Raw genomic sequence first — 23,483 nt, 5'->3', positions numbered from 1 at the left:
TTCCTTAAGATCCTGCCACAGCAAAAGGAAAATTGACCCGATGACGACGCCGGATAACCGCGAAAAACGCCCAACCCACGAGCTCGAGTATGAGCCTGTTATACCTATCGAAACCCAGCAGGATGAAGCCCCAGGCGAGCCCGCAGAGAATGAACCGCTGGTGAAGCTTAAAACCAGTAACGCCGCGGTGAACAGCACCATATCCGCGGTCAACAAAACGGTCAGGCAGCCGATGGTTGCCCACCTGCTCCGCGCCGCAGAACGCTTTAACGACCGGCTGGGGAATCAGTTTGGCGCCGCCATTACCTACTTCTCGTTTCTGTCGCTGATCCCCATCATGATGGTGGCCTTCGCGGCAGGCGGGTATGTGCTTGCCTCTCACCCGACGCTGCTCGAAGACATTTTTGCCAAAATCCTTGAGAACGTCAGTGACCCGACGCTTGCCGCCACCCTGAAAAACACCATCAATACCGCGGTTCAGCAGCGCACCACCGTTGGCCTGGTCGGGCTGCTGATTGCGCTTTACTCCGGCATTAACTGGATGGGCAACCTGCGTGAAGCGGTGCGCGCTCAGTCGCGGGATAAGTGGGAACGTAGCCCGCAGGATCAGGAAAAATTCTGGGTAAAATACCTGCGTGATTTTATCTCATTGATTGGACTGCTGATTGCGCTGATCGTTACCCTGTCTATTACCTCGATTTCCGGCTCGGCCCAGACGCTGCTGATCGGCCTGCTGCACCTGGGTGATATCGAATGGCTGAAACCGGTCTGGCATCTGGTCGGCCTGGCGATTTCTATTTTTGCCAACTATCTGCTGTTCTTCTGGATCTTCTGGCGTCTGCCGCGCCATCGCCCACGCCGCAAGGCGCTGATTCGCGGCACGCTGATTGCGGCCATCGGCTTTGAGGTGATCAAGATCATCATGACCTACAGCCTGCCGAAGCTCGTCAGTTCCCCTTCCGGGGCCGCTTTTGGCTCGGTGCTGGGGCTGATGGCCTTCTTCTACTTCTTCGCCCGCCTGACGCTGTTCTGCGCGGCCTGGATTGCCACCGCAGAATACAAAGACGACCCGAGGATGCCGGGAAAAACGCATAAATAATCCTGTCATGATTTCCGGTCAGGATAGGTGACCTGCCGACCTTCAGGTTAGCAGGTCCACTTGTCTAAACCTCCGACCAGAGAACATGCCATGACAACTGCCTCCGTACCCAAACTCCAAAAAACCGTTATTGACCCCAGCGTTCGCCTGCGCGAAACACACATCGGCGAACAGTGTGAAGTACTCGCCAACAGCGTGCTGGAATACAGCACCCTCGGCGACTTCTCCTACCTCGGGGAACACTGCTGCGTAGCCGACAGCGAGATCGGTAAATTCACCGCCATTGCCAACCACGTTCGACTTGGCGCCCCCAATCACCCGATGGATCGCCCGTCACAGCACCGCTTTACCTACTGCCCCGAGTACTACGCCACTGATGTTGGTCGGGATACCTCATTCTTTGCGCATCGCCGCGAGGACCGGGTGATAATTGGTAACGACGTGTGGATTGGCCACGGTGTTATCGTCCTGCCCGGCGTGACAGTAGGTGACGGCGCTGTACTGGCCGCGGGCGCGGTGGTCAGCAAAGATGTGCCGCCGTACACCATCGTTGGCGGCGTGCCAGCGAAACCTATTCGCAGCCGTTTCCCGCAGGAGGTGGCTGAAAGCCTGGGGCGCATCGCCTGGTGGGACTGGCCGCTGGAGAAATTAATGGCGCACCTGCCGGAATTTCAATCCGGTGAGATAGCCAGTTTTTGCGCTCGCTGGGACAAGCCGACCAACTCAGCAGATAAATCTAACTGGTAACTTTTATTTAACCTAAAACCAGTTTTATTCTCTATTTTGAAAATTTTGTGAAGCATTTCATAGAAGGTTACGGGCAGGCTTAAAAATTATCCACTTAATGCGCGTTTTTTGAGCCATTTCGCCCGGTGCGGCGCGTTGAAATGCTTCTTTTGCTATGCGTAAATGGACTTTCGTTCGCCATAAATAAGAAAAATCTATGCAAGCATCCGTTGCCACAACTCTCGATACCGGGGCTGACGCTACGCCCGTAAACTCACGCGGAAAAGTCGTTGTTGCTTCGCTGGTCGGCACGGCCATCGAATTCTTCGACTTCTATATCTATGCCACCGCGGCGGTGATTGTCTTCCCGCACATCTTCTTCCCGCAGGGTGACCCGACGGCTGCCACGCTACAGTCTCTCGCCACTTTTGCCATCGCCTTTGTGGCTCGTCCGATTGGTTCAGCGCTATTCGGTCATTTCGGTGACCGCGTCGGTCGCAAAGTCACGCTGGTCGCTTCCCTGCTCACGATGGGGATCTCGACCGTCGTCATCGGCCTGCTGCCGGGCTATGCCAGCATCGGTATCTTCGCCCCGCTTCTGCTGGCGCTGGCCCGTTTTGGCCAGGGTCTTGGCCTGGGCGGTGAATGGGGTGGCGCGGCATTGCTGGCCACGGAAAACGCCCCGCCGCGCAAACGCGCGCTGTACGGTTCTTTCCCGCAGTTGGGTGCGCCGATAGGCTTCTTCTTCGCCAACGGCACCTTCCTGCTGCTTTCATGGCTGCTGACCGACGAACAGTTCATGTCCTGGGGCTGGCGCGTGCCGTTCATTCTCTCTGCGGTGCTGGTCATTATCGGGCTTTATGTCCGCGTTTCGCTGCATGAAACGCCCGTTTTCGCGAAGATTGCCAAAGCCGGGAAGCAGGTTAAAGTCCCGCTGGGCACGCTGCTGACCAAACATTTGAAGGCGACGATCCTCGGTACCTTCATCATGCTGGCGACCTATACGCTGTTCTATATCATGACGGTCTATTCCATGACCTTCAGCACCGCGGCCGTTCCGGCGGGACTGGGCTTCTCGCGCAATGAGGTGCTGTGGATGCTGATGATGGCGGTGATTGGCTTTGGCGTGATGGTGCCGATTGCGGGCTATCTGGCGGATGCTTTTGGCCGCCGCAAGAGCATGATTGTGATCACCAGCCTGATGATTCTGTTTGCGCTGTTCGTCTTCCCGCCGCTGCTGGGTTCCGGGAACCAGGCGCTGGTGATGGCCTACCTGCTGATTGGCCTGAGCCTGATGGGGCTGACCTTTGGCCCGATGGGTGCGCTGCTGCCGGAGATGTTCCCGACGGAAGTCCGCTACACCGGCGCGTCATTCTCTTACAACGTCGCGTCCATTCTTGGCGCCTCTGTCGCACCGTATATCGCCACCTGGCTACAGGCTAATTATGGCCTGTTCTATGTCGGCGTGTATCTGGCGGCGATGTCCGCACTGACGCTGATTGCGCTGCTGCTGAGTAAAGAGACCCGCCATCAGTCGCTGTAATTTTTACCCTCACCCTCTCTCTAAAAGGGAGAGGGGATTACGATGCCCCCTCGCCCCTCTGGGAAGAGGGCCGAGGTGAGGGGCAGCCTTACTTCTTCATCTGCCCCAAAATCGTCCGGCACTGATTATCACTTCCTTCAGAAGGCGAGATCAGCGCGGCCAGCGCCGCCGCCGGAGTGACCAGCGTGGCAAGCGCCGCAGCCACTGCGCCACGAATAATCAATGGCCCCGGCTTCACGCCCGCATCCGGGCTCTTGAACGTGCCGCGCACATAGAGCGGAGAACGCAGAGTGATAATACGAATCCCTTTGCTCTCCGGATCGATGGTCAGATCCAGACGTTCGCTGGCAAAGTTTGTGCTGCCGGTGACGTTAATCAGCGCGTTTTCAGTATCAAAGGCAAAAATTCTCGGCGTCGCAATTCCGTTGCGTAAATCCAGGTTCGCAGCGGCGCAGTTGATCCGCACCTCATCATCGCCAAAAATTTTGCCGACAATGTAGTTGCCCACGTTAAGGCCAACGATTTCCATCAGGTTACGGCTGATAAGCCCGTCGTTCATCAACAGCTTCAGGCTGCCGTTACTGGTGCCCATCAGCGCCGCGACTGAGTTACCGCGTCCGCTCAGATTGGCGTCGCCGTTCAGCTCGCCCAGCGTTTTCTGCATCGACTCAACCTTCGGCATAAGCTGCTTCAGCTGCAGACGACGCGCCTGAATATCTGCTTTTCCCTGCATCGGCTTTTTATCGCCCTCAAGGTGGATGTTGGCATTGATGGAGCCGCCCGCCATGCCGAATTTCAGCGGCTGCAGGCGCAGGTCAGCGTTATTCAGGATCACGTGGGTGGTGAGGTCGCTCAGCGGCAGCGTGCCGCTGTGTTCAATGCGCTGCCCTTTAAAGCGCACATCGGCATCCATCACGCTCCATTTGTCCGTTTCAAAGCGATCGTAAGGCAGCACTTTATCGGCGGGCTGCACCGTCCTGTCGCCCCGCTGCTGTCTGGCTTTTTTCGTCTTTTCGGCATCCTTCCCGGAATCAACGCCAATCAGCGGCCCTAAATCGGCCAGCCGCAGCTGTTTAGAGACTAAATCGCCCTCAAGTTTAGGCCGCGGTTTACCCTGGCTGTAGGTCAGTGAACCGTGGATATCGCTGTCGCCAATGCGCCCGTTAAAATCCTGATAGCGGAAGACCGAGCCTTTATCCGTGTCGATTTTTGCCAGCAGATGGCCGTCCGTTTCAAACGGAGGCGTATCCGGCAGCAGCACGCCGGTCAGCGCGTAAAGATTCCCGAGGGAATCGCCGGAGAACTTGAGCCTGAGATCGACGCCTCCCATTTTCATCGGGTCGTTAACTGTGCCAACGAAGGCCACTCGCGATGTCCCCGAACGCACGTCTGCCTGCACCGGGAATGCGCTATCGCCCTCGCTACGCAGCGCCAGCATACCGCCAATTTTACCGCTGCCCTCCACCGGCTGGCCGTTGTAGCGGCCATTCACTTTCAGGCCGAAAACGTAATCTGCCGCTTTCGCCGCATCTTTGCCCTGTGGCTTTTGGCCGGACACTTCGCTAAACGGCAGCGGTTTACCCAAAGGATCAACCAGGATCGTTAGCGCCGCCTTGGTCACTTTATCGTCCACGGCGATCCGGCCTTTATCAAACAGGATATTGTCGAGCCGGAAGGACCAGCCGGAGGGTTTTTGATTGGGATCGCTGCCGCCAGCACTGGCAAGGTTAAAGGTCCAGTTATTGTTTTTGTCCGACAGCCGGATAATACGGACATCCGGCTCAACCAGGCGAAGCCAGGGGATATAAACCGTTTTGGTTAACAGCGAAAGCGGGGCAAGCGTTGCCTCGACGCTGGGCAGATGAACCATGGTGACTTCGGGGATGTCAGGTGGGTTACCAAGCAGGATATCTTCGGCATGAACGTGTGGCCAAGGCACCCAGCTGCGCCAGCCGGGCTCGTCTTTATTTCGTGCCCAAACCACCCCTAAATCGCCGCGAATGGCAAAGGGGCGGTTCAGCTCTGTCGAGACTTTTTGGTTGATGGTTGGTTTCAGCCGGTTCCAGTCAAACGTGGCGATCGCCACGATCGCTACGACAACCAACAACAAGAAAATCCCGGCGACTATGCTGCTAATTTTACCCGTTTTTGTCATCCTTCTTACCTCTCCTGATGTTGGTCTACCTGACTAAAAGATAGTTCAGCGTGACCGAAACGACATCAGGGGAGGCGAATCAGAACGTTTTCCAGGTTTTCGAAGGGGACAGGGCGCGACAGGAAATAACCTTGTGCCGCATAAGCAGGCGAAGATTGAACATCTCGCCATTCTTCAACCGTTTCAATGCCTTCTACAATCACACCCTTGCAGTAGCGGTTCATTAATTGCAGCAGCATGGTAAATAAATTCCGTCCTTCATCGCTTTTTCGTAGCATGATGAAAAGCTCGCGCGCCACTTTGATATAGTCGTAGCGGACTTCGCTCAGCGCGGAGAAGTTAGCCAGGCCAGTACCAAAATCATCAAGCCAGAGCGGGCCAAACTCGTGCATGCCGGCCAGCGTTGCCGCCTGCGGCAGGTTAATGTGCTCCACAAGTTCAAAACGTACCCACGGCAGTTTGGCGATCAGATCAAGAATCGGCTGATGCTGCTTCATGGCAATTAAAGTGGGGCCATCGACGTTCACCGAGGCCAGTATGCCGTGACCGATGAAGGTCTGCGCCCAGTCTTCCAGCAGACGCAGTTGCTCTTCCACCACCGTAAGACGCTGGCGGCTGGGGATCGCAGAGAAATAGCGGTCAGGCGGGATACGTACGTCAGCCTCAGCCGGATGCGTGACCACCGTCAGCAGTTCAACTGCCATCAATTTTCCGTCTGTTTTGTAAATCGGCTGAAAGGTGAAGCGGCGCTGGCATTGCAGCCAGAATCGTCGCTCCTGCAAACTTTCAACGCTCGCCTCAAGCGTATGCAGCCGGTGAGTGATCTGCTTCAACTTCATCTGTACATCCTGTTTGCCCTGATAACGCTACATGGCTCGTCGAAAGGTTATCGGCGTCGGAATAGAGAACTTTATGCTCGCTTTCGCAGCAAAATGCGCCGGAGCGATTTTTGTCACAATCACAATAACCTGGCGTACATCAAATATTTTCAAAACGCTGTTTTAAAATGTTTGACTCACTTTTCGCCACGGCGGAGAATGCGAAAAACAGCGTTTTTGTTCATTTAACCGCCAGGTCTCTTATGCTCACTCAGAAAATTGCCGTGATCGGCGAATGCATGATCGAACTGTCTCAAAGTGGGGCCCAGCTGCATCGCGGCTTCGGAGGCGATACCTTAAATACCTCGGTTTACCTCGCCCGCCAGGTCAGCGAAGGCGCGCTGGAAGTGCATTATGTCACCGCGCTCGGCGAGGACAGTTTTAGCCAGCAAATGCTGGACACCTGGCAACGGGAACACCTGCACACGGCATTGATTCAGCGCCTGGAGCACCGCCTTCCGGGCCTGTATTACATCGAGACCGATAGCCACGGTGAGCGGACGTTCTACTACTGGCGTAACGAAGCAGCGGCGCGGTTCTGGCTGGAAAGCGAGCGTTCAGGCGAAATATGTGCGGAACTGGCCCGGTTTGATTATCTCTACCTGAGCGGCATTAGCCTGGCCATCCTCAATAACGCCAGCCGGGAGAAGCTTTTCACGATGCTGAAGCAGGCCAGATCGAACGGCTGCAAAGTCATTTTCGACAATAACTATCGGCCACGCTTATGGACCAGCCCGGAAGAGACACAGCGTGTTTACCGGCAAATGCTGGCCTGCACGGATATTGCGTTTCTGACGCTGGACGACGAAGACGCGCTATGGGGCGTAGTCCCGGCAGAGGAAGTGATTCGCCGGACGCATGCTGCTGGCGTAGAAGAAGTGGTTATCAAACGAGGCGCTGAGTCTTGCCTGGTCTCGGTCAGCGGCGAGGATCTACTCGACGTCCCGGCGCTTCGTCTGGCAAAAGAAAAAATCGTGGACACCACCGCGGCAGGAGATTCCTTTAGCGCGGGTTATCTGGCGGTGCGTCTAACTGGGGGTACAGCAGAAGAAGCCGCGAAGCGTGGTCATTTGACGGCGGGCACGGTGATTCAATATCGCGGGGCGATTATCCCGCTGGATGCAATGCCCCAATAAGATGACCCTCACCCTAACCCTCTCCCCTGTGGGGAGAGGGGCGGGGTGAGGGGCAATCCCACTGCTAAGAAGCCGGTGGAATATCCGAAACTTCCGGCTTAGGATCGTCCGTCACCGGCGGCGGCGCAGCCGGCACCATCACCTTATCCCACGTCTCTTTCAGCTCCTTCATGTTGTACTCAGGTTCGCCTTTAGGCTGCAGCAGCACCATCGACATCTCCTGAGACAGCTGCTGACGCAGATCCTGATTGAGCATCGACACGGTCAGGCTGTCGAGGAAGTCCTGCCGGAGCTTCTGGTACTGCTCCGGTGCAATATCAACCACCTGATTCTGCAGCGAACGCAAACGCTGGCTGATCAGCACGTCGGTGTCGGTGCGCGCGTAGGTAGCAAACAGCTTCGTCAGCTCATTCTTTTTCTGCGCTATCAGCGCGTCGAATTCTTCCTGAGACAACCCCTTATCGCGCACTCTCAACAGTTCACGCCCGACGCTGGTAAGGCTGGCGTTCAGCTTATCGTTCGGGGATTCAATGTTGATCCCGCACTGGGCGCGCAGATAAAGCACGCGGCAATCAAAGCTCAGATTGAGGTCTTTAACGCCATTTTTGCTCAGGCTTTGCTGCACATTCCAGAACAGCGCTTCACGGGCCAGGTCGGCACGCCAGTAGCGCAGCAGCGCCGCAGACTCACGAATCGGCTGCCAGCTGTTGTCCCACATCAGGGACAACCTGTCCTGACGCACGCTGTCGGTCATCAGGCTCACCGGCTCAGGGTTAAGCGGGGAAAGCGTTGGCACAGGCGCAGGCGTGTCGCGCTTGCCTTTTAGCTCACCAAAGGTTTTGTTGATTTGCTCCGCCACGCTGCGGCTATCCACATTACCCACCACGATGAGGGTCATGGCATCCGGGGTGTACCACTTGTCGTAAAACGCTTTCAGCTGCGCGGCATCAACCGGGCGCTTGAGATTATCAGCCGGATCGTGGCCAAGCAGCGTGGAGCCTTTCAGGCGGTAGCGCCACCAGCTGTCTTTGGTGTTCATCGGCCAGGTCGCGACCATATCCGGCACATGCAGTGCCGCGGTGACGGTTGCCGGCGTCACGGCCAGTGACCCGATATTGGTCGACATAAACGTCAGCGCTTCTTTCAGCAAATCATTGCGGTTATTAGGCAAGCTTAAGTTAAACAGCGTGAAGTCATAGGAGACGATAGCCGGAGGAAGTGGACGCTCCGGGTCGCTGCTTTGGTGCCATAACGAACGCGCCTGGCTCGTCGGCAGACCGCCGGTCTGCGTCAACAGCATGCGCGGTAAAAAGTGGCTGTAACCGCTTTGTTGGGCGGTCTCTGTGAGTGAACCGCTATTCACCATCAGGCGAATTTCAACGCGGTCACTTGGGCGCTGGGGGGTGGCCAAAACCTGCCACTGGAAGCCGTTAGAAAGCGTTCCCTGTTGCCAGGCCGGGTCCGGCTGGAGCGCTTCTGCCTGCACGTTGCTGGCCGTTGCGGCTAATAGCAACCCGCCAGCTAAAAGTCGAATCTTGGTGCCCTGCATGTGAACCCCTAAAAACAATCCTGGTTAAAAGTAGCACATCGGCGCGGCATTCGACGTCCGCAGACCGACATAGGTGACGTTTCACCAATCCGTTTGACCGCATTTCTGCGAAAACGTCACGTAAGAAAGTGAAAAATAGAGAATAAAGACCCTAAATAATTCGAGCTGCAGGTAGGCGGTAATTAACACACCTGCAGGATGAAGTATGACGGGTATTAGGGGGATTATGCAGAGTCGCCCGCAGCGAGGGCAAGTCGCTGCGGGCAATTGGTCGGATTAGTGGGAGACTTCGGTCACTTTTTTGTCAGATTTTGGATTATCCAGCTGCTGATGAAGTTGCTTTTCATCCAGCTGTTTTACCCATTTCGCGACAACGACGGTCGCCACGCCGTTACCGACCAGGTTGGTCAGCGCGCGCGCTTCGGACATGAAGCGGTCGATACCCAGAATCAGCGCCAGACCCGCAACCGGCAGATGGCCTACCGCAGAAATGGTTGCCGCCAGCACGATAAAGCCGCTTCCCGTCACGCCTGCAGCCCCTTTAGAAGAGAGCAGCAGCACAACCAACAGCGTGATCTGATGGAAGATATCCATGTGGCTGTTGGTCGCCTGAGCGATAAACACCGCCGCCATTGTCAGGTAAATCGAGGTGCCGTCCAGGTTGAAGGAGTAGCCGGTTGGAATGACCAGGCCCACAACGGATTTACGGCAGCCCAGCTTCTCCATCTTATCGAGCATACGCGGCAGAACGGACTCGGAAGACGATGTCCCCAGTACAATCAGCAGCTCTTCTTTGATATAGCGAATGAACTTGAAGATGCTAAAGCCCGTCGCGCGGGCGATGGAGCCCAGGACCAGAATCACAAACAGCAGGCAGGTGATGTAGAAGCAGACGATCAACTGGCCCAGCTGCACCAGAGAACCTACGCCGTACTTACCGATGGTGAACGCCATGGCCCCAAACGCCCCGATAGGCGCCAGGCGCATGATCATGTTGATGATGCCGAAGATAACCTGAGAGAAGCTTTCGATGACGTTAAAGATCATCTGCCCCTTGTGGCCCAGGCGATGCAGGGCAAAGCCAAACAGAACGGCAAACAGCAGCACCTGCAGGATATTCCCGCTGGCAAACGCACCAATCACGCTACCTGGGATCACGTCCAGCAAGAAGGCAATAACGCCCTGCTGCTGAGCTTGTTCAGCGTAAACCGCAACCGCTTTGGCATCCAGCGTCGCCGGGTCCACGTTCATGCCGGCGCCTGGCTGCAGCACGTTAACCACAACCAGCCCGATAATCAGCGCAATCGTGCTGACAATTTCAAAATAAAGTAACGCTACCGCGCCGGTACGGCCTACGGCTTTCATGCTTTCCATGCCAGCGATCCCGGTCACCACGGTGCAGAAGATGACGGGCGCAATAATCATTTTAATCAGTTTAACGAACGCGTCGCCAAACGGTTTCATTTGGGCACCCAATTCCGGGTAAAAGTGACCCAGCAAAATGCCGATGGCAATTGCGGTCAGCACCTGAAAATACAGACTTTTGAAGAGTGAGGTTTTCATTAGAGTATCCTTGAACGGAGAGTAACCGCAGCCCCGGCTCAGGAACCGGTATGACTGCGGCACTCAACATATCACCCTAAAAAAAACGCAGAAGTGGCCTGGATCGATTTTGTTAACGGAACTGTTAAAAACTTGAACTGAACCGATCCAGCTCTTAACATTTGTAACTATTGTTTTTCATTTACGCAGTAAGAAATTCACGTTCAAACTGCTCGAGGGTACGCGCTTTGGCATACAGGAACCCCTGGGCGTAGATAACCCCCTGCTGCACCAGCCACTCGCGCTGCGCTTCTTGTTCCACGCCTTCAGCCACCACTTTCAGATCCAGGGCTTTGGCCATCGCGATAATCACGCCTACCATCGCGTTATCTTCCGGCAGCCCTTCGATGAAGCTTTTGTCTATCTTCAGCACGTCAATCGGCAGCGCTTTCATGTGGTGCAGATGGTGCAGGCTGGCGTAACCCATACCAAAATCATCCAGCGCAATACGCACCCCGGCCTGGCGGAGCGGCCGCAGGATATTGACCGCCGCCTGTGGATCATCAATGCGGCGGCTCTCGGTAACTTCAAGAATCAGCGTGCCGGGCTGGATTCGGTAACGTCTGAGCAGCTCCAGGAGCGAAGGCACCATGGCTTCATGCAGCAGCTGGAGCGCGGAGAGGTTGACGCACAGCGGCAGCGTAACGCCCCGGCTTTGCCAGGCAGACAGCGTGCGACAGGACTCCTCGAGGATCCAGCTACCGACGGTAATCATCAGCCCGCAGGCTTCAATACGCTCAATCAGCCCTTCCGGCAGGCTCCAGCTACCGTCAGCCTGACGCTGGCGCAGCAGGACTTCGGCACTGACCACGCTTCCGTCACGCATATCCACCTGCGGCTGTAGCCAGATAGCAAACTGATGCTTCTCAAGCGCATTCAAAATATCGTGCTCTTCGGTCAGGCGCTGCTGGGCTATCTCCATCTGATCGGGGTCGAAGAACTGAATTTGGTTTTTCCCGAAGCGGCGAGCCGCAAGCGTTGCCGAAGCCGCCCGGCGATAAAGCTGTTCTGCATCGAGGCCCCCTCTGAACATCGCAATGCCAATGCTGGCGGTCGGTTTCAGTTGCAATGCCTGAACGGGCAAACGGGCGTTGAGCGTTTCCATGATTTTCTGTGCCAGCGTCATGGCATTCCACGGGTCGCTGACGCCATAGAGCAGCAGCCCAAAATCATTCTGACTGAGCTGGGCCAGGACCGCGTTGGTCGGCAACACGGGTTTAATTTTCTCGACCAGCGTCAACAGCAGCATCTCGCGCTGCTCTTCGTTCAGCACGCCGGCCGCATCCTGGAGCGTTTCGCTCCCGATTAACATCAACGCGCCGCGTTTCTCGTTCGCCACCATCTGCTCAATCAGCGCCATCAGCAGCGCCTTATTTGGCAGCTCCGTGACCGGATGATGGGTACTCAACGCGTTCATTTGCTGCTGAAGACGCTGGGCAACCTGCTGATTGCGGTTATAGCTGCGTACCAGCATGCCAATCTCATCGTCATGGTGCAGCGGCGGCAGCGTGAGCTGGTGCTCACCCGCTTGCTGAGGATTCAGGTTACTCAGCTCGCGGCTAATCTTGCGGATCGGATGCACCACCAGCCGGTTAATGCACCAGCTGATCGCCACGGTCAAAATCAGCGCCAGCAGCAAATAGGTGGTCAGCAGAGTGGAAATCGTGCTGATGATAATGCGGTACATGCGCCAGGAATCAGCCTGTAGCACCAGGTAAGCCAGCGGCTGCGGGTTTGCCGGGCGTTCGAGGGAATAAAGCGGCAGGGAAATCTGCACCGGCAGCTCAAACACGCGGGTGATGAGCATCGGGATTTGGTGCTCCGGCATAAAGCTAATGCGAAGCGCCTGGAACTGATTGGGCAGCACGACGTCGGCTCGGCTGATGATGCCCGAAGGTTGGATCTGCTGAAGAATAGCCTCGGCCTGCGGAATATCCGCCCGCAAAATGGCCTCAGACAGCGGAAGACGCACGGAGTGGGCGATTTTCTCCATTTGCGTGGCGGTGTCGTAGCGGTTTTGCTGCACAAAATGGAACAGCTGAATGACGATAAAAATGAAAATAAACGCCAGGGCCACGGCTGACACCATCGCCATCTGTTTTATCGTTAGGGAACGACTGACTCGCAAGCTGACTCTCCGCTTTTGCTTAACCTGCGCCACGCCCGGCATCAGGATATTCTTATGCCCGCAGAGTATACTGCATTGCCGCTCTTTTTAATCCTGACCTCAGGAGAATCGGGTAATTCTGCATTTATGGGCAACTTTGCGCCGAATTCTGAGTAAAAAAACACAAACGGCGGGCTAACCCGCCGCTCTGCGTCACCGCTAATCAGAAGTCCGCGTAAGGCACCAGCGGCTGCGGCGGCATATCCATATCGCCCTGCCAGCCCGCCATGGAGTAGCGCACGAAAATCAACGCGTGGCTTGGGGTGTAGTCCTTGGCCTGCTGAATATCAATCCCGGCACCGATTGACCAGTGCGAGTTGATCCGCCGTTCAACCAACGCTCTGGCCGTATAACCGAAACCATTGCTGCTGCTGCCCGAGAAGGTGTCATTGCGGTCCGGGTAGCCCTCTGGATCGTCCGGGTAGGGGTTCGTGTTATTTGGCACGAGGTTACGCAGCGGATAGCGCTGGCCCGCATTGCTGTGGGAGTAAGACCAGGAGCCGGAAGCGCCCAGTTCCCAGGACCAGTTTTCGGTACGTTTACGCCAGATGACCGGCACGGCAAACGACACGTATTTTTGCGGGCTGTAATAGCCGCCCTGGCCGAGGAAGTAGTCGCTGAGGTCTTTTTCGTAGTGCCAGACCATATTGGTCAGGCCCACGGTTAGCCGCTGATTATTCTCGTTAATCAGCTTGTAGTAGTAGCCCGTCATCCAGCGCACGCGCCAGTTATCGGCCACGTTTTTACCGGTCAGCGTGTCCGCGCTCAGGCTGGACCAGACGCCGTTAGCTTCGCCCTTGTCGTAGCTCAGGCTGATACCGCCGCCGTTAGCGCGAACGCCACCCCACACTTTATTGGTATTCGGATCCCGCTGCCCGCCGAAGGAGAGCAGCGAGCTGGAGATAGGCCGACGATGCGCATTGACGGTATAGCCAATAGGCCCGAGGTCGTTGCTGTAGCTCACGCCACCCACGACATCCACGACGTCAAAGCCCATCGGCGTGGTGCCAATGTCCGTTTGCCAGGTATTGTTTTTCCAGCCAACGGCCACGCTTGCGCCGTTGCCACTCTGATTTGTGTTGCCGAAACAGTTGTGCTCCGCACAGGTGCCCCAGCGCTCGTTGTAACCCCCGCCGTTATCTTTGAACGAGCCAGCATTCATATTCACCATATCGGTACGGAACCACATCCGCCCGTCGCTAAGCGGAGCGTCCACCTGCAGCATCGTGGTATGTGCTTTCAGATCGGAATAACCTGGCGTGCCGCTTGAGCCCCAGTATTCGTGGTCAAGCGTCACGTTTACATCCTGCTGGCGGTAAAGATCGGCGGCATCGCTGCGCACGCCCCGCTTCAGCCAGTCGTCTTTCTCATCGTTGCGGGTCAGGCGAGTGAAGGTGTCGTTATCCTGCGGGCGCTGTTGGGCAACCCCCGAGGAGACCATAGCGTCTTTGTAAGTCTCCAGCGCCTGCTGCGGCTGGCCGCTGGCGGCCTGGAAACGCGCGGCATCACGCATCACCAGCGCGCTTTCCATCGACGGCGGCTGGCTTTTCGCCGCAACCAGAATTGGCGCGTAGGTTTGCGCGGCTTTTGCGTTGTCGCCCAGGGCAGCCCAGGCGTTCGCCACGCGGCGTTGCGTATTGATGGACGGTGTTTCACCCGCCGGCGCTTTCTGCAGCTTCGCTAGCAGATCGCGGGCCTGAGGTTTATCCCCCTCGGCAATCAGCACCTCGGTTAACCCTAACAGCGCATCTTCGTTGCCGGGTGAACGCTGCAGGACTTTCTGATACTGCGCTTTCGCCGTGGGGCGATCGCCACGTTCGGCGGCCCAGTCGGCCAGCGTTAAGTCGACGCGATCGGACGGCGTCTGCTGCTGAAGCAGCGCAATGGCGTCTTTTTCTTTGCCGCTGTCCCGCAGCCGGGTAGCCGTTTGCATCACTTCGTTAAACTGCAGCCGGTCAGCAAGCTCATGAATATTGTCGGTCCACTGCGCTTTGGGCAGCGTATTGAGGTGGCTTAGCGCCGCCGCATCGTGGTTATTGCCTGAGAGATAAAGGCCGTAAGCGAAGACCTGCTCCGGGTCGCCGGGTTTACGCTGGGCCAGGCCGCGCATCAGGCTGTCTGCCTCGCTGTGTTTTCCGGCGGCATAGAGGTCGTTCGACAGGCGGTAGGTGATCCACACGCTGTCCGGGTCGAGTTTGAGCCGCTGGCGCTGGATCTCTGCCGCTTTTGCCCACTGCCCCTGGCTTTCCAGCGCGGTGGCCTGCTGCTCCAGCCGCTCGCCGGCCAGGCTACGTTCAATATCATCAATACTTTTGCGTTGGCTGGCCGAAAGGCTCTGAATATACGCCGTTGCTCGCGCCGGCGACTGGCGGCGGTACACGTTCGCCAGGCCACGAATCGCGTTGCTGTTCCCGCGATCCATGCGCAGCGCCTGCTGATAATAACGCTCCGCGCTGGCATCATCTTTTTTGGCAACGGCCACATCGCCAAAGCCCAGCACCGCGTAGCTGTCGGTGTTATCCACCTTCTGCGCCTGCTGGTACTTCTGCAGCGCGGCATCCGGGTTATTGGCTTTGAGCTGAGCATCACCTTGTTCAATCAACAGCCAGTAGCGGTTGGTTTTTAACAAGCTGTCCCACTTGCCCCGGTTGTCGCTTTGCGGGTCCATCTGAATGGCTTTCTCAAACTGCTGTACCGCGAGGGCGCGTTTTCCCTGCTGAGAATAAGCCTGCCCCAGGGCGCCAACCACTTCGCTATCGTTTTGCTTCGAGCTTAACGCCTCTTTCAGCTGCGGAATGGCCTGGTTCCCGCGACCACCGCCCACGTCTTCCAGCCCTTTTGCCCGGGCGAGGAAAGCCGGGTCAGACAACTGTTTTTGCTGCTGCGCCAGCCTGTCACGCGCGGTGGCCACCGTATCGCCTTCGGTAAAGACATTAAGAAAACGTTGCAGGGCCGCGACGCTTTGTGGCCCTGTCGGTAAGTTGCTGATTTGGCCATACCATAAAGCCGCCGCGTCTTCCCGGCTGCCGTTGGATTTCGCCATTTGCTCAAGCACCTGATAAGCCTCGGCGCTGCGGCCGTTGGCAAACATCAGCCGCGCCAGATTGCCACGCAGTTCGCCGTTCCCCGGCGCAGCGGCATCCAGCGCTTTCAGTTTATCGATCGCCTGGTTGGTGGTTGCCGGGCGCTTCGCCATCAGCATCCAGTATTCAATCGCTAAATCCCCTTCGGGCGGATTGCCGTCAAACAGCTTTTCATAGGCGGCAATAGCCTGTTCGGTATGCCCGCTGGTCGCTAATAAACGGGCCTGCTGCAGCTGCTGGCGGCCATCCGCGCCGGTCAGCATCATCGTAACCTGCGACTGTTTATATTCGGCGGAACCGGGGGCCAGTTTTGCCAGACGCTCAAGCTGTGCTTTCGCCCCGGCGTTATCCCCCTGGCGCAGCAGGTAGCGCATGCGGGCCGCAATCACGTCCGGATCGTCCGGCGCCATCAGCTCCAGCCTGGACAGCGACTGACGCACAATATCTTCGCGTTTGCTGGCCTCACCCATCCTCACCTGCTCCAGCAACTGCTGCTGGGGCGTCAACGCGGCCTGAGCCATCGGCATCAGCGCCATGCCCAATGAGAGAGTGACGAAACTTAATGAGAACTTGCGCATACCTGACCCCAGCGAGGGATTAATTCACCCCGAGAATTGAAGCGAAAACGATTTTGATCCCATCCCTGACCAAAGAGCGTTAAAACATAGCTGTAATAGGCATCAGCCTGGGGGAAATTATCTTTCACCCGCTGACGCTGCACGTCCCGCGCTTCGCTATCCTGTAAAAAAGGCAGCATGGCGGCGGAGAATCCCACTGGGCCATTGCCCTGAACGCTGCCGGTTTGCACATCGACTTTTTCCGGCGGCAAACCTTGTTTGATGGTGATATCTGCCATGGGCTGGAAGGCCTTCAGCAGCGCGGCTTTGTGCGGTGCGTCGTCGGCCATCATGCCAATCCACATGTAGACGCGGATTGAGTCATAGCTGCCGCTGCGGGCGTCGTCGGTCTGGAACTGCCAGCCTTTGCCTTCACGCCAGTCGGCCCAGTTGGGTGAAAATCCTTTGGGTGCGGTTTCAAGCAGTAATCTTTGGTTTGCCACCTGCATGGCCGACCACGGGCCGCGGTAACGCACCATTCGCTGCAGTACCTGCGGCGGGAGGTAGCTTGGATTCAGCCGCCAGTCAGGAGAATGATTAAACCCCACTCTCCCCGGCAACAGTGAGAATCCCAGCCCCGGGATTTTAATCACTTCCTCTTTCGCCACGCGCTTCAGCAGCTTTTCACCGAGGCGACTATAGGCAGGCTCATGCCACAGACGCCCCGCTTCAAGCAGGCTCCAGACAATCCACATATCGGCATCGGAGGCGGAGTTGCTGTCTAAAACCGTCCACGCATCTTTGTCGTTTTTGCCCCACAGCCAAGCCGGAAGATGGTCTTTCAGCGCCCCCTGAGCGAGGTTGTTTTCCGTCCAGAGCAGCAGCTTGTCGAACATCGCCCGATCGTTGGCCACCAGCGCAAAGAAAAGCGCGTAGCTCTGCCCTTCAGAAGTGGTGATTTTGCGCTCATCGCTGGGATCGATCACCCGGCCCTGGTCGCTGACATAGCTGGCTTTAAACTGCTCCCAGGCAGGCCAGCTACAGGCGGCCTGCCCGGAAACGGTTGTCAGCATCAGCCCGACCATCAGCAGTGCGGCGCTGATTTTCATCGTAATTATTCGTCTTCTGGATCGATACGGCGGCGGCTAAGGATGCGCAGGATACGCCACAGCACCCAGGCCAACAGCACGACGCTTATCGCGGCGAAGATAGCCAGCAGCACCGGATGGTTCGACAGCGCGTACCAGATGCGCTCGAACCACGGCAGGTGGCCCACATAGTAAATATCGCCGACGCGCAGGCTATCCACACCGGATTCACGAATCACCGCTACCGAGCCGGAAATCGCCGCCCGTTTGCCGCTGTCGTTGAGCGCATTGTTCAGCAGCTCGTAACCTCGCGGGCTGTCGGCCAGTAAAGCAAGGACGCTGCGCTGGTCGTTATACGGCGACTGGAAGCCGACGATCGCGGCCATGGCGCCTTTGGAGGTGACCTCCGTTTGCGTATCCGCCGCGCGATCTTTGGGATCGGAAACGCCGTTCAGCAGCGGAGTCTGGCGAACCGGGGTTTTCACCCAGCTTTGCGTGGCTTCAACCAGCAGATCGATACGTTTGTCATCTTTCATCGTTGGCGGAATAGTGCCGATGATCATGATATCCGCATCTTTGCCCTGAATGGTGCTGCCATCATCCGTCAGGCCCACGTTTACGGCAGGGAAGCCGGTTTGTGAACCAATGGTGCCAAGCGCGTCCAGCAGCGCAGTCACCTGAGCCGGGTTAGGTTCTTTGCTGACCACCACGATAGTTTGCGAGAGATCGGCCATGCGGCTGAACGGGAAGCCCGCATTCGCAAAGGTGCGCAGATCCGGCATGGCAATAAAGTGGTGATAGTTAGAGAAGTCGATGGTTGACTCATCTTCCACCACGACGTGGTTTTGGATCGGCTGGAACGTAATACAGTTCTCTATCGAGCCGCCAGGCATCGGGTTCATATACGAGAAGTCAAAGCGCAGCTGGTTGGCGGCGCCCAGACGCAGCGCGGGAATCGACACATCCGTTTTGCCGTCCAGCAGGCCCTGCAGCACCGGCAGGCGCAGCAGCAGCTTATTGTTCTCTTCGCTCGGCGTCAGGTTGAACGACTGCAGGAACTGGTTGTTCAGGCTAATGTCCATGCGCGAGCTGTCTTTCATCGCCGGTGCGGTGTAGCGATACTTCAGGTTGAGATCGATGCCGTTACTGCGCAGCAGATAGAGATCGGGCGGCAGATTCATCGTCACGCTAATGGCGCTCGGCTCCTGGCCACTGGACTGCAGCTGCTCCTGGTAAGTTTTCATCTCGCCCAGCGTTACCGGCCGGTCAGTTCTCACCCAGTTTGGTGCATCGTAAGGTTCGCGTGGCTGCAAGGGCTTCACGTCATCCACGGTGACGCTGCTGCCGCGGAACAGGATATTCCCCTGGGCAATGCCTTTTGCCGCCTGCACGAGGTCTTTATCATCACGGCCCATCACCACCAGCAGTTTGACGTACGGGTTATCCGGGTGGGTCATCATCTCAACGGTTGGCGCCTGCACGGCAGGATGGTCGCGCAGGAAGTCCGGGCGCTTATCGTTGGTCGCAAAAACGATCCCGTTGCTGGCCGGCAACTGATTGAAGAGCACCGGGAAGCTCTGCCCACGCCATGCGGTACGGGAACCAAACCACGAGGCGACAATCCCGGCGGCACGCTGCTGTTCAATATCCGGGCTGGCAGCAAAAACGACAGGCAGCGTCAGCGGGCGATCGTCTCGCGAGTCGAAGAAAGGCACCGGGAAATGCGACAGATCGTTTTGAACCGGCAGGCGCTGGTAGGTCAGCGCCAGCGAGCTGCTGCGACCGACGTCCATCCACAGCGTGGTGCTGGCCGGATTCTCGCAGATGTCGCGGTAGTGGCCGACAAACTCCAGCCTCACGCGGTTAAAGTCGGTGATATACAGCGGGTCAACCGGCACCTGTGCAAAGGTCTTTTTGCCCAGTTGCTCTTTGGTCACCGGCAGGACGCCCATCAGCTCGTCGTTAAGATAGACTTTAAGCTGCGACTGCACCGGCAGCAGCGAAGGTGAAGGGGTATATTCCAGGTTCAGCAGCGCTTTCGAGACGATTTCATCCCGACGCATCCCAAACTCTACCCCGCCATTCGGGTTCACGCCGGTCAACACCATGCTGCCCGGCGGCGGCGCAATTTGCGCAAAATTCAGTTTCACATCGCGGGAGGGCACATTTTCGGCGACGATGGGCGCATTTGCGCCAGGTACGCCCGGTAAGACTTGCCCAACCGTCGGGGCGCTGCCAGCGGGCGTCGCGGGAACGATCGCCTCGGTTGAACCCGGCGCAGGCGTAACCACTGCCTGATTTGCCGTCGCCACGGCAGGAACCGTCGGAGCCGGCGTCAAATCAGCCGAATTTGCCACTGTAACAGGCAGGGCGCTGATGCCTACCGCCGCTGCATAAAACCAGGATATTTTTCTTTTCATCGCGTTATCATCAAATTAATCAAGCTGTTGACAAACCTCAGGCGAAAGAAGAAACACCAGAGAACATCAATTCGTGATTTCAGTTGCCGGCTACAAAGAGGGAAAAACCACGCTTTTTCCCTTTTGGTGAGCAATTTCGTTAAGCCAGGGCAGACAAAGCCCGCCGTTTTGCTGGTTTGGCCGTCGGGCTGTGCGGAATAAACGACACAATCCAGTCCACCAGCGTGGTGATCGCGTGGAAAACAAACTTCAATGACGGTGGAGCGAACTCCGCAAGGTGCCGGTAACCCCGGAAGCCAAGCTTGAGAATATCCACCAGACTTTCCAGCGGCTTATCCTCAGGGAAACTGTCCTGCCACAGCGCCCATGTATCGGCGCGGGCAAAAGTACACTGAATAAAATCGATATGCTGTTTGGTGGTCATCTGCGCCAGCTGCAGGCCGACTTCATCGCCAAAGACACGCATCACCTGAGCCGGGAAGAAGAACTCCTGTGCCCCACGCTTCAACAGCAGGTTCACTTTCTGCCCTTCCAGCACCTGAGTCGGGCCATGAATCTTGATCCCTACCCCGCCGTCTGAGTAGTCATGCACGGTGCACGGGAAGAGGTGACCATCTTCACGCGCCAGCGCGGCCGGCATGGCGATTTCAACACGGTGCGCTCGCCGGACCTGCTTACTTTCCACGGAAACGGCCACCGCGCCGCCCAGTATTATCAAGTTGTAGAACACCCACAGCAGACTCACCACCACCGTTAGCGCTTCGTTTTCCGGGCCGTAGAAGAAGCGCCATGCCCCAAAGGCAACGCCCAGCAGGTTAATCAGGACTAAAATCAGGTACGGACGCGTGATGACCCAATCCACATATTCGTTTTCAACCAGCCCGCCCTTTGCGGTCACGTTGAACTTCCCTTTGTGCGGATTAAACAAGGCCACCAGCGTAGGCTGAGCGATGTACCAGGCCAGCACAGTTTCGTAAATTTCACTCCAGAAAGAGTGGCGATATTTACCCTGGATTTTGGAGTTGGTCAGGCTGGCGTGGATCATGTGCGGCAAAACAAACAGCGCAATCATGATGGCCGGGGCGTAAATGATATAGGCGTGTAACAACAGGAACGCCAGCGGTGCCGTCAGGAAGATAAGCCGCGGGATCCCCGACAGGAAATGGAACATGGCGTTGGCATAACAGAGCCGCTGGGCAAACTTCAGCCCCTTGCCGAAGAACGGGTTATCGAGACGGAATATCTGCGTCATCCCTCGCGCCCAGCGAATACGCTGCCCAATGTGCGCGGAAAGACTTTCCGTTGCCAGCCCCGCAGCCTGCGGAATACGCAGGTAAGCCGAGGTATAGCCCCTGCGGTGCAAACGCAGCGATGTGTGGGCATCTTCGGTCACGGGCAATACCGCCAATTTCATCCAACGGGCCACGGCGAATCACCGCGCAAGAGCCGCAGAAGAACGTGGCATCCCACATATCGTTCCCGTCCTGCACCAGGCCGTAGAACAGCGTCCCTTCGTTAGGCGTTTTACGGAAACGCCCCAGGTTGCGCTCGAACGGATCGGGCGAGAAGAAATGGTGCGGAGTCTGCATCATCGCCAGCGATTGTTCTTTGAAGAACCAGCCCATGGTTAGCTGCAGGAAGGAGCGTGTGGGCACGTGGTCGCAGTCGAAGATAGCGACAAAATCACCCTTCGCGTGCTTCAGCGCGTTGTTGATGTTCCCCGCCTTTGCGTGCTCGTGCGTCGGACGGGCGATATAGTTAACCCCGACCATATCGGCAAACTGCTTAAACTCGTCGCGCCCGCCGTCATCCAGAATCCAGATATTCAGCTTGTCCTTCGGCCAGTCAATGCCCAGTGAGGCATAAATTGTCCCCTTCACGACGTGTAACTCTTCGTTGTAGGTCGGCACAAAAATATCCACCACCGGCCAGGTGCTTATGTCTTTTGGCATCGGCACCGGCTGGCGGTTAAGCGGCCACACCACCTGGAAATACCCCATTACCAGCACCAGCCAGGCGTAGGTCTCGGCAAACAGCAGCCCCAGACCGAAGACGAGGCTGAGCGGATCGTTCCAGTTCAGGGTCGAAGTGTAGCGCCACCAGATGTAGCGGCAGGAAACGGTGAGCGACAGCACAATCAGCATCAAGGCAGAGAAACGCCCCGGTAAACGCCGAACGATCAGGGCCACGCCCCACAACAGCATCAGGAAAATAAACTGTGACAGCGGGTTAAACGGCTGGGTAATACAAAGCAGGGCAAGAATGGCCGAAAACACAACAATCACGCCCAGAATGATCCGCCGGGTTGTGTGGTTGATATGGCTTAATTCTTTCTTTTCATCTAGATGCTGCGTCCGGTTGCTAATGTTTTCCGGCAGTTTATCAAGCCAGCCGTGCCAGCTTTCACGCCAGGCCTGCATCCGGCCAAAAGAGCGTACCCGCGGGCGCCCGGCTTGCTTACTGACGCGGAGCAACAGCCACAGGCTTTGGATACCGTAACGCACCACGTCCAGCGGGCGCGGCCTGTCTGGATTGATATGCGGGTAGAACTGGTCATGCCCGGCGCGTATGCGCTGCCAGCGGGGGCCTTCAAGCGGCAGAAAAACCCAGGCAAGAATCAAGACGATGCAGCCCAGCGTCGCACTGAACATCGGGGCACCGTTGCGGCGAAAAGTACGATAACGCTCACCCAGCCGCTGGCTGGCAGCGGGGAGTAACAGCCAGGAGGCCAGATGACTCATACCTTCTTCCCTGCAAGGTTCAACAGGCACCAGTTGGCGAGCGTCATGATTTCCTCGGCAATCAATGAATCCGGACGGTATTCGCCCAGAGGCTGTTTTACCGCCGCACTTTCGGCCATCGCCTCATCCCGGTGAAGAATAATGGGGATCATCGTGCGCTGGCTTTGCAGCCAAATTTGGTAGATATCATCCTGCAGCTGACTGGCCACCTGCAGATAGTTCACCAGAATATGCGCCCCTTGAGGCAAAGCCTGCTGGTGCAAACGAATATGGCAGTTGGTGTCCGGTTTAACCACCGTCACCACGCTGTCGGTTTGCGCTAAAATCTGGCGGGTCAGGGCGTTAAAGCCGTGGGGCAAGTCCAGTAATATCCACTGGTATCGCTGACTCGCTTTCAGGTCGGCAAGAAAATGGCTGAAGTTGCCAAGGGCTTTTTCCACCGTGTCGAACGTTTCATGCTCAGCGGGGCTGAGCTGGCCAAACGGCAGCACGTCGAGATGGCTGGTATAGCGCCATGCACATTTGCGCCAGTCTTCGTTATCCAGCATGGCCCGCGCCCAGCCCTTTGGCTCTGCGAAATCAATATTATAAAACAGACGCAGCAGGTTATCTGGCGAGATATCCACCACCAGCACCGATTCCCCAAGTTGCTGCAACGACCAACCAAGCGCCGCGGTAATAGACGTCGTCCCTACGCCACCACGCAGCCCTTGCAACCCAATGACAGCCATCAGGCCTA

13 protein-coding genes and 1 pseudogene are annotated in these 23,483 nt (G+C 56.9%); 4 read left to right on the top strand and 10 right to left on the bottom strand.

The genetic code is table 11. From position 1 onward, the window contains the following. Positions 1-40 precede the first annotated feature (40 nt). The 3 genes from yhjD (at position 41) to A936_RS18965 (ending at position 3,368) form a co-directional block, all read left to right on the top strand. Complete coding sequence (yhjD, locus tag A936_RS18975) at positions 41-1,099, top strand: inner membrane protein YhjD (RefSeq protein WP_008460626.1); 1,059 nt, start codon at positions 41-43, stop codon at positions 1,097-1,099. A gap of 90 nt (positions 1,100-1,189) precedes the next feature. After that, positions 1,190-1,846 (top strand): DapH/DapD/GlmU-related protein, encoded by a 657-nt coding sequence (locus A936_RS18970; RefSeq protein WP_008460624.1) that lies wholly within the window; start codon positions 1,190-1,192, stop codon positions 1,844-1,846. 196 nt (positions 1,847-2,042) lie between these two features. Continuing rightward, positions 2,043-3,368: an MFS transporter gene (locus A936_RS18965; RefSeq protein WP_008460622.1), complete on the top strand. Its 1,326-nt coding sequence runs from the start codon at positions 2,043-2,045 to the stop codon at positions 3,366-3,368. Between the two features lie 88 nt (positions 3,369-3,456). Here the strand turns inward: A936_RS18965 and A936_RS18960 are convergent, their stop codons facing one another. Both A936_RS18960 and pdeH read right to left on the bottom strand, forming a co-directional pair. Then, positions 3,457-5,523, bottom strand: coding sequence for an AsmA family protein (locus tag A936_RS18960; protein ID WP_008460621.1), 2,067 nt, complete (start codon positions 5,521-5,523; stop codon positions 3,457-3,459). A gap of 65 nt (positions 5,524-5,588) precedes the next feature. Beyond that, complete coding sequence (gene pdeH / locus A936_RS18955) at positions 5,589-6,362, bottom strand: cyclic-guanylate-specific phosphodiesterase (RefSeq protein ID WP_008460619.1); 774 nt, start codon at positions 6,360-6,362, stop codon at positions 5,589-5,591. A 242-nt stretch (positions 6,363-6,604) separates the two neighbouring features. Here pdeH and kdgK point away from each other — a divergent pair, with 242 nt between their 5' ends. Then, positions 6,605-7,537 (top strand): 2-dehydro-3-deoxygluconokinase, encoded by a 933-nt coding sequence (kdgK, locus tag A936_RS18950; protein WP_008460617.1) that lies wholly within the window; start codon positions 6,605-6,607, stop codon positions 7,535-7,537. Positions 7,538-7,601: 64 nt separating this feature from the next. Here kdgK and A936_RS18945 read toward each other — a convergent pair whose 3' ends face one another. The 8 genes and pseudogenes from A936_RS18945 to bcsQ all read right to left on the bottom strand — a co-directional run bounded on the left by A936_RS18945 (position 7,602) and on the right by bcsQ (position 23,475). After that, a complete protein-coding gene (locus tag A936_RS18945) occupies positions 7,602-9,086 on the bottom strand; it encodes a M16 family metallopeptidase (RefSeq protein WP_008460615.1) in 1,485 nt (494 codons plus the stop codon). 276 nt (positions 9,087-9,362) lie between these two features. Then, a complete protein-coding gene (locus A936_RS18940) occupies positions 9,363-10,649 on the bottom strand; it encodes a dicarboxylate/amino acid:cation symporter (protein WP_008460613.1) in 1,287 nt (428 codons plus the stop codon). 181 nt (positions 10,650-10,830) lie between these two features. After that, a complete protein-coding gene (gene hmsP, locus A936_RS18935) occupies positions 10,831-12,816 on the bottom strand; it encodes a biofilm formation regulator HmsP (protein ID WP_034809980.1) in 1,986 nt (661 codons plus the stop codon). Between the two features lie 202 nt (positions 12,817-13,018). Then, entirely contained in the window at positions 13,019-16,516 is a 3,498-nt protein-coding gene (gene bcsC, locus A936_RS18930) for a cellulose synthase complex outer membrane protein BcsC (RefSeq protein WP_008460610.1), read from the bottom strand. Then, complete coding sequence (bcsZ, locus tag A936_RS18925) at positions 16,498-17,604, bottom strand: cellulose synthase complex periplasmic endoglucanase BcsZ (protein ID WP_008460608.1); 1,107 nt, start codon at positions 17,602-17,604, stop codon at positions 16,498-16,500. The genes bcsC and bcsZ overlap by 19 nt, the downstream gene beginning before the upstream one ends. A 5-nt stretch (positions 17,605-17,609) precedes the next feature. Then, on the bottom strand, positions 17,610-20,003 hold the full coding sequence (bcsB, locus tag A936_RS18920; protein WP_008460606.1) for a cellulose biosynthesis cyclic di-GMP-binding regulatory protein BcsB: 2,394 nt from the start codon (positions 20,001-20,003) through the stop codon (positions 17,610-17,612). A 139-nt stretch (positions 20,004-20,142) separates the two neighbouring features. Further along, a pseudogene (bcsA, locus tag A936_RS18915) lies at positions 20,143-22,744 on the bottom strand (UDP-forming cellulose synthase catalytic subunit). Then, positions 22,741-23,475: a cellulose biosynthesis protein BcsQ gene (gene bcsQ, locus A936_RS18910; RefSeq protein WP_008460600.1), complete on the bottom strand. Its 735-nt coding sequence runs from the start codon at positions 23,473-23,475 to the stop codon at positions 22,741-22,743. Before bcsQ ends, bcsA begins: the two are co-directional and overlap by 4 nt. Positions 23,476-23,483: the final 8 nt, after the last annotated feature.

This window comes from Enterobacter sp. Ag1, assembly GCA_000277545.1.
Classification (GTDB): domain Bacteria; phylum Pseudomonadota; class Gammaproteobacteria; order Enterobacterales; family Enterobacteriaceae; genus Cedecea.
This window is presented reverse-complemented; position numbering and strand designations above follow the sequence as displayed.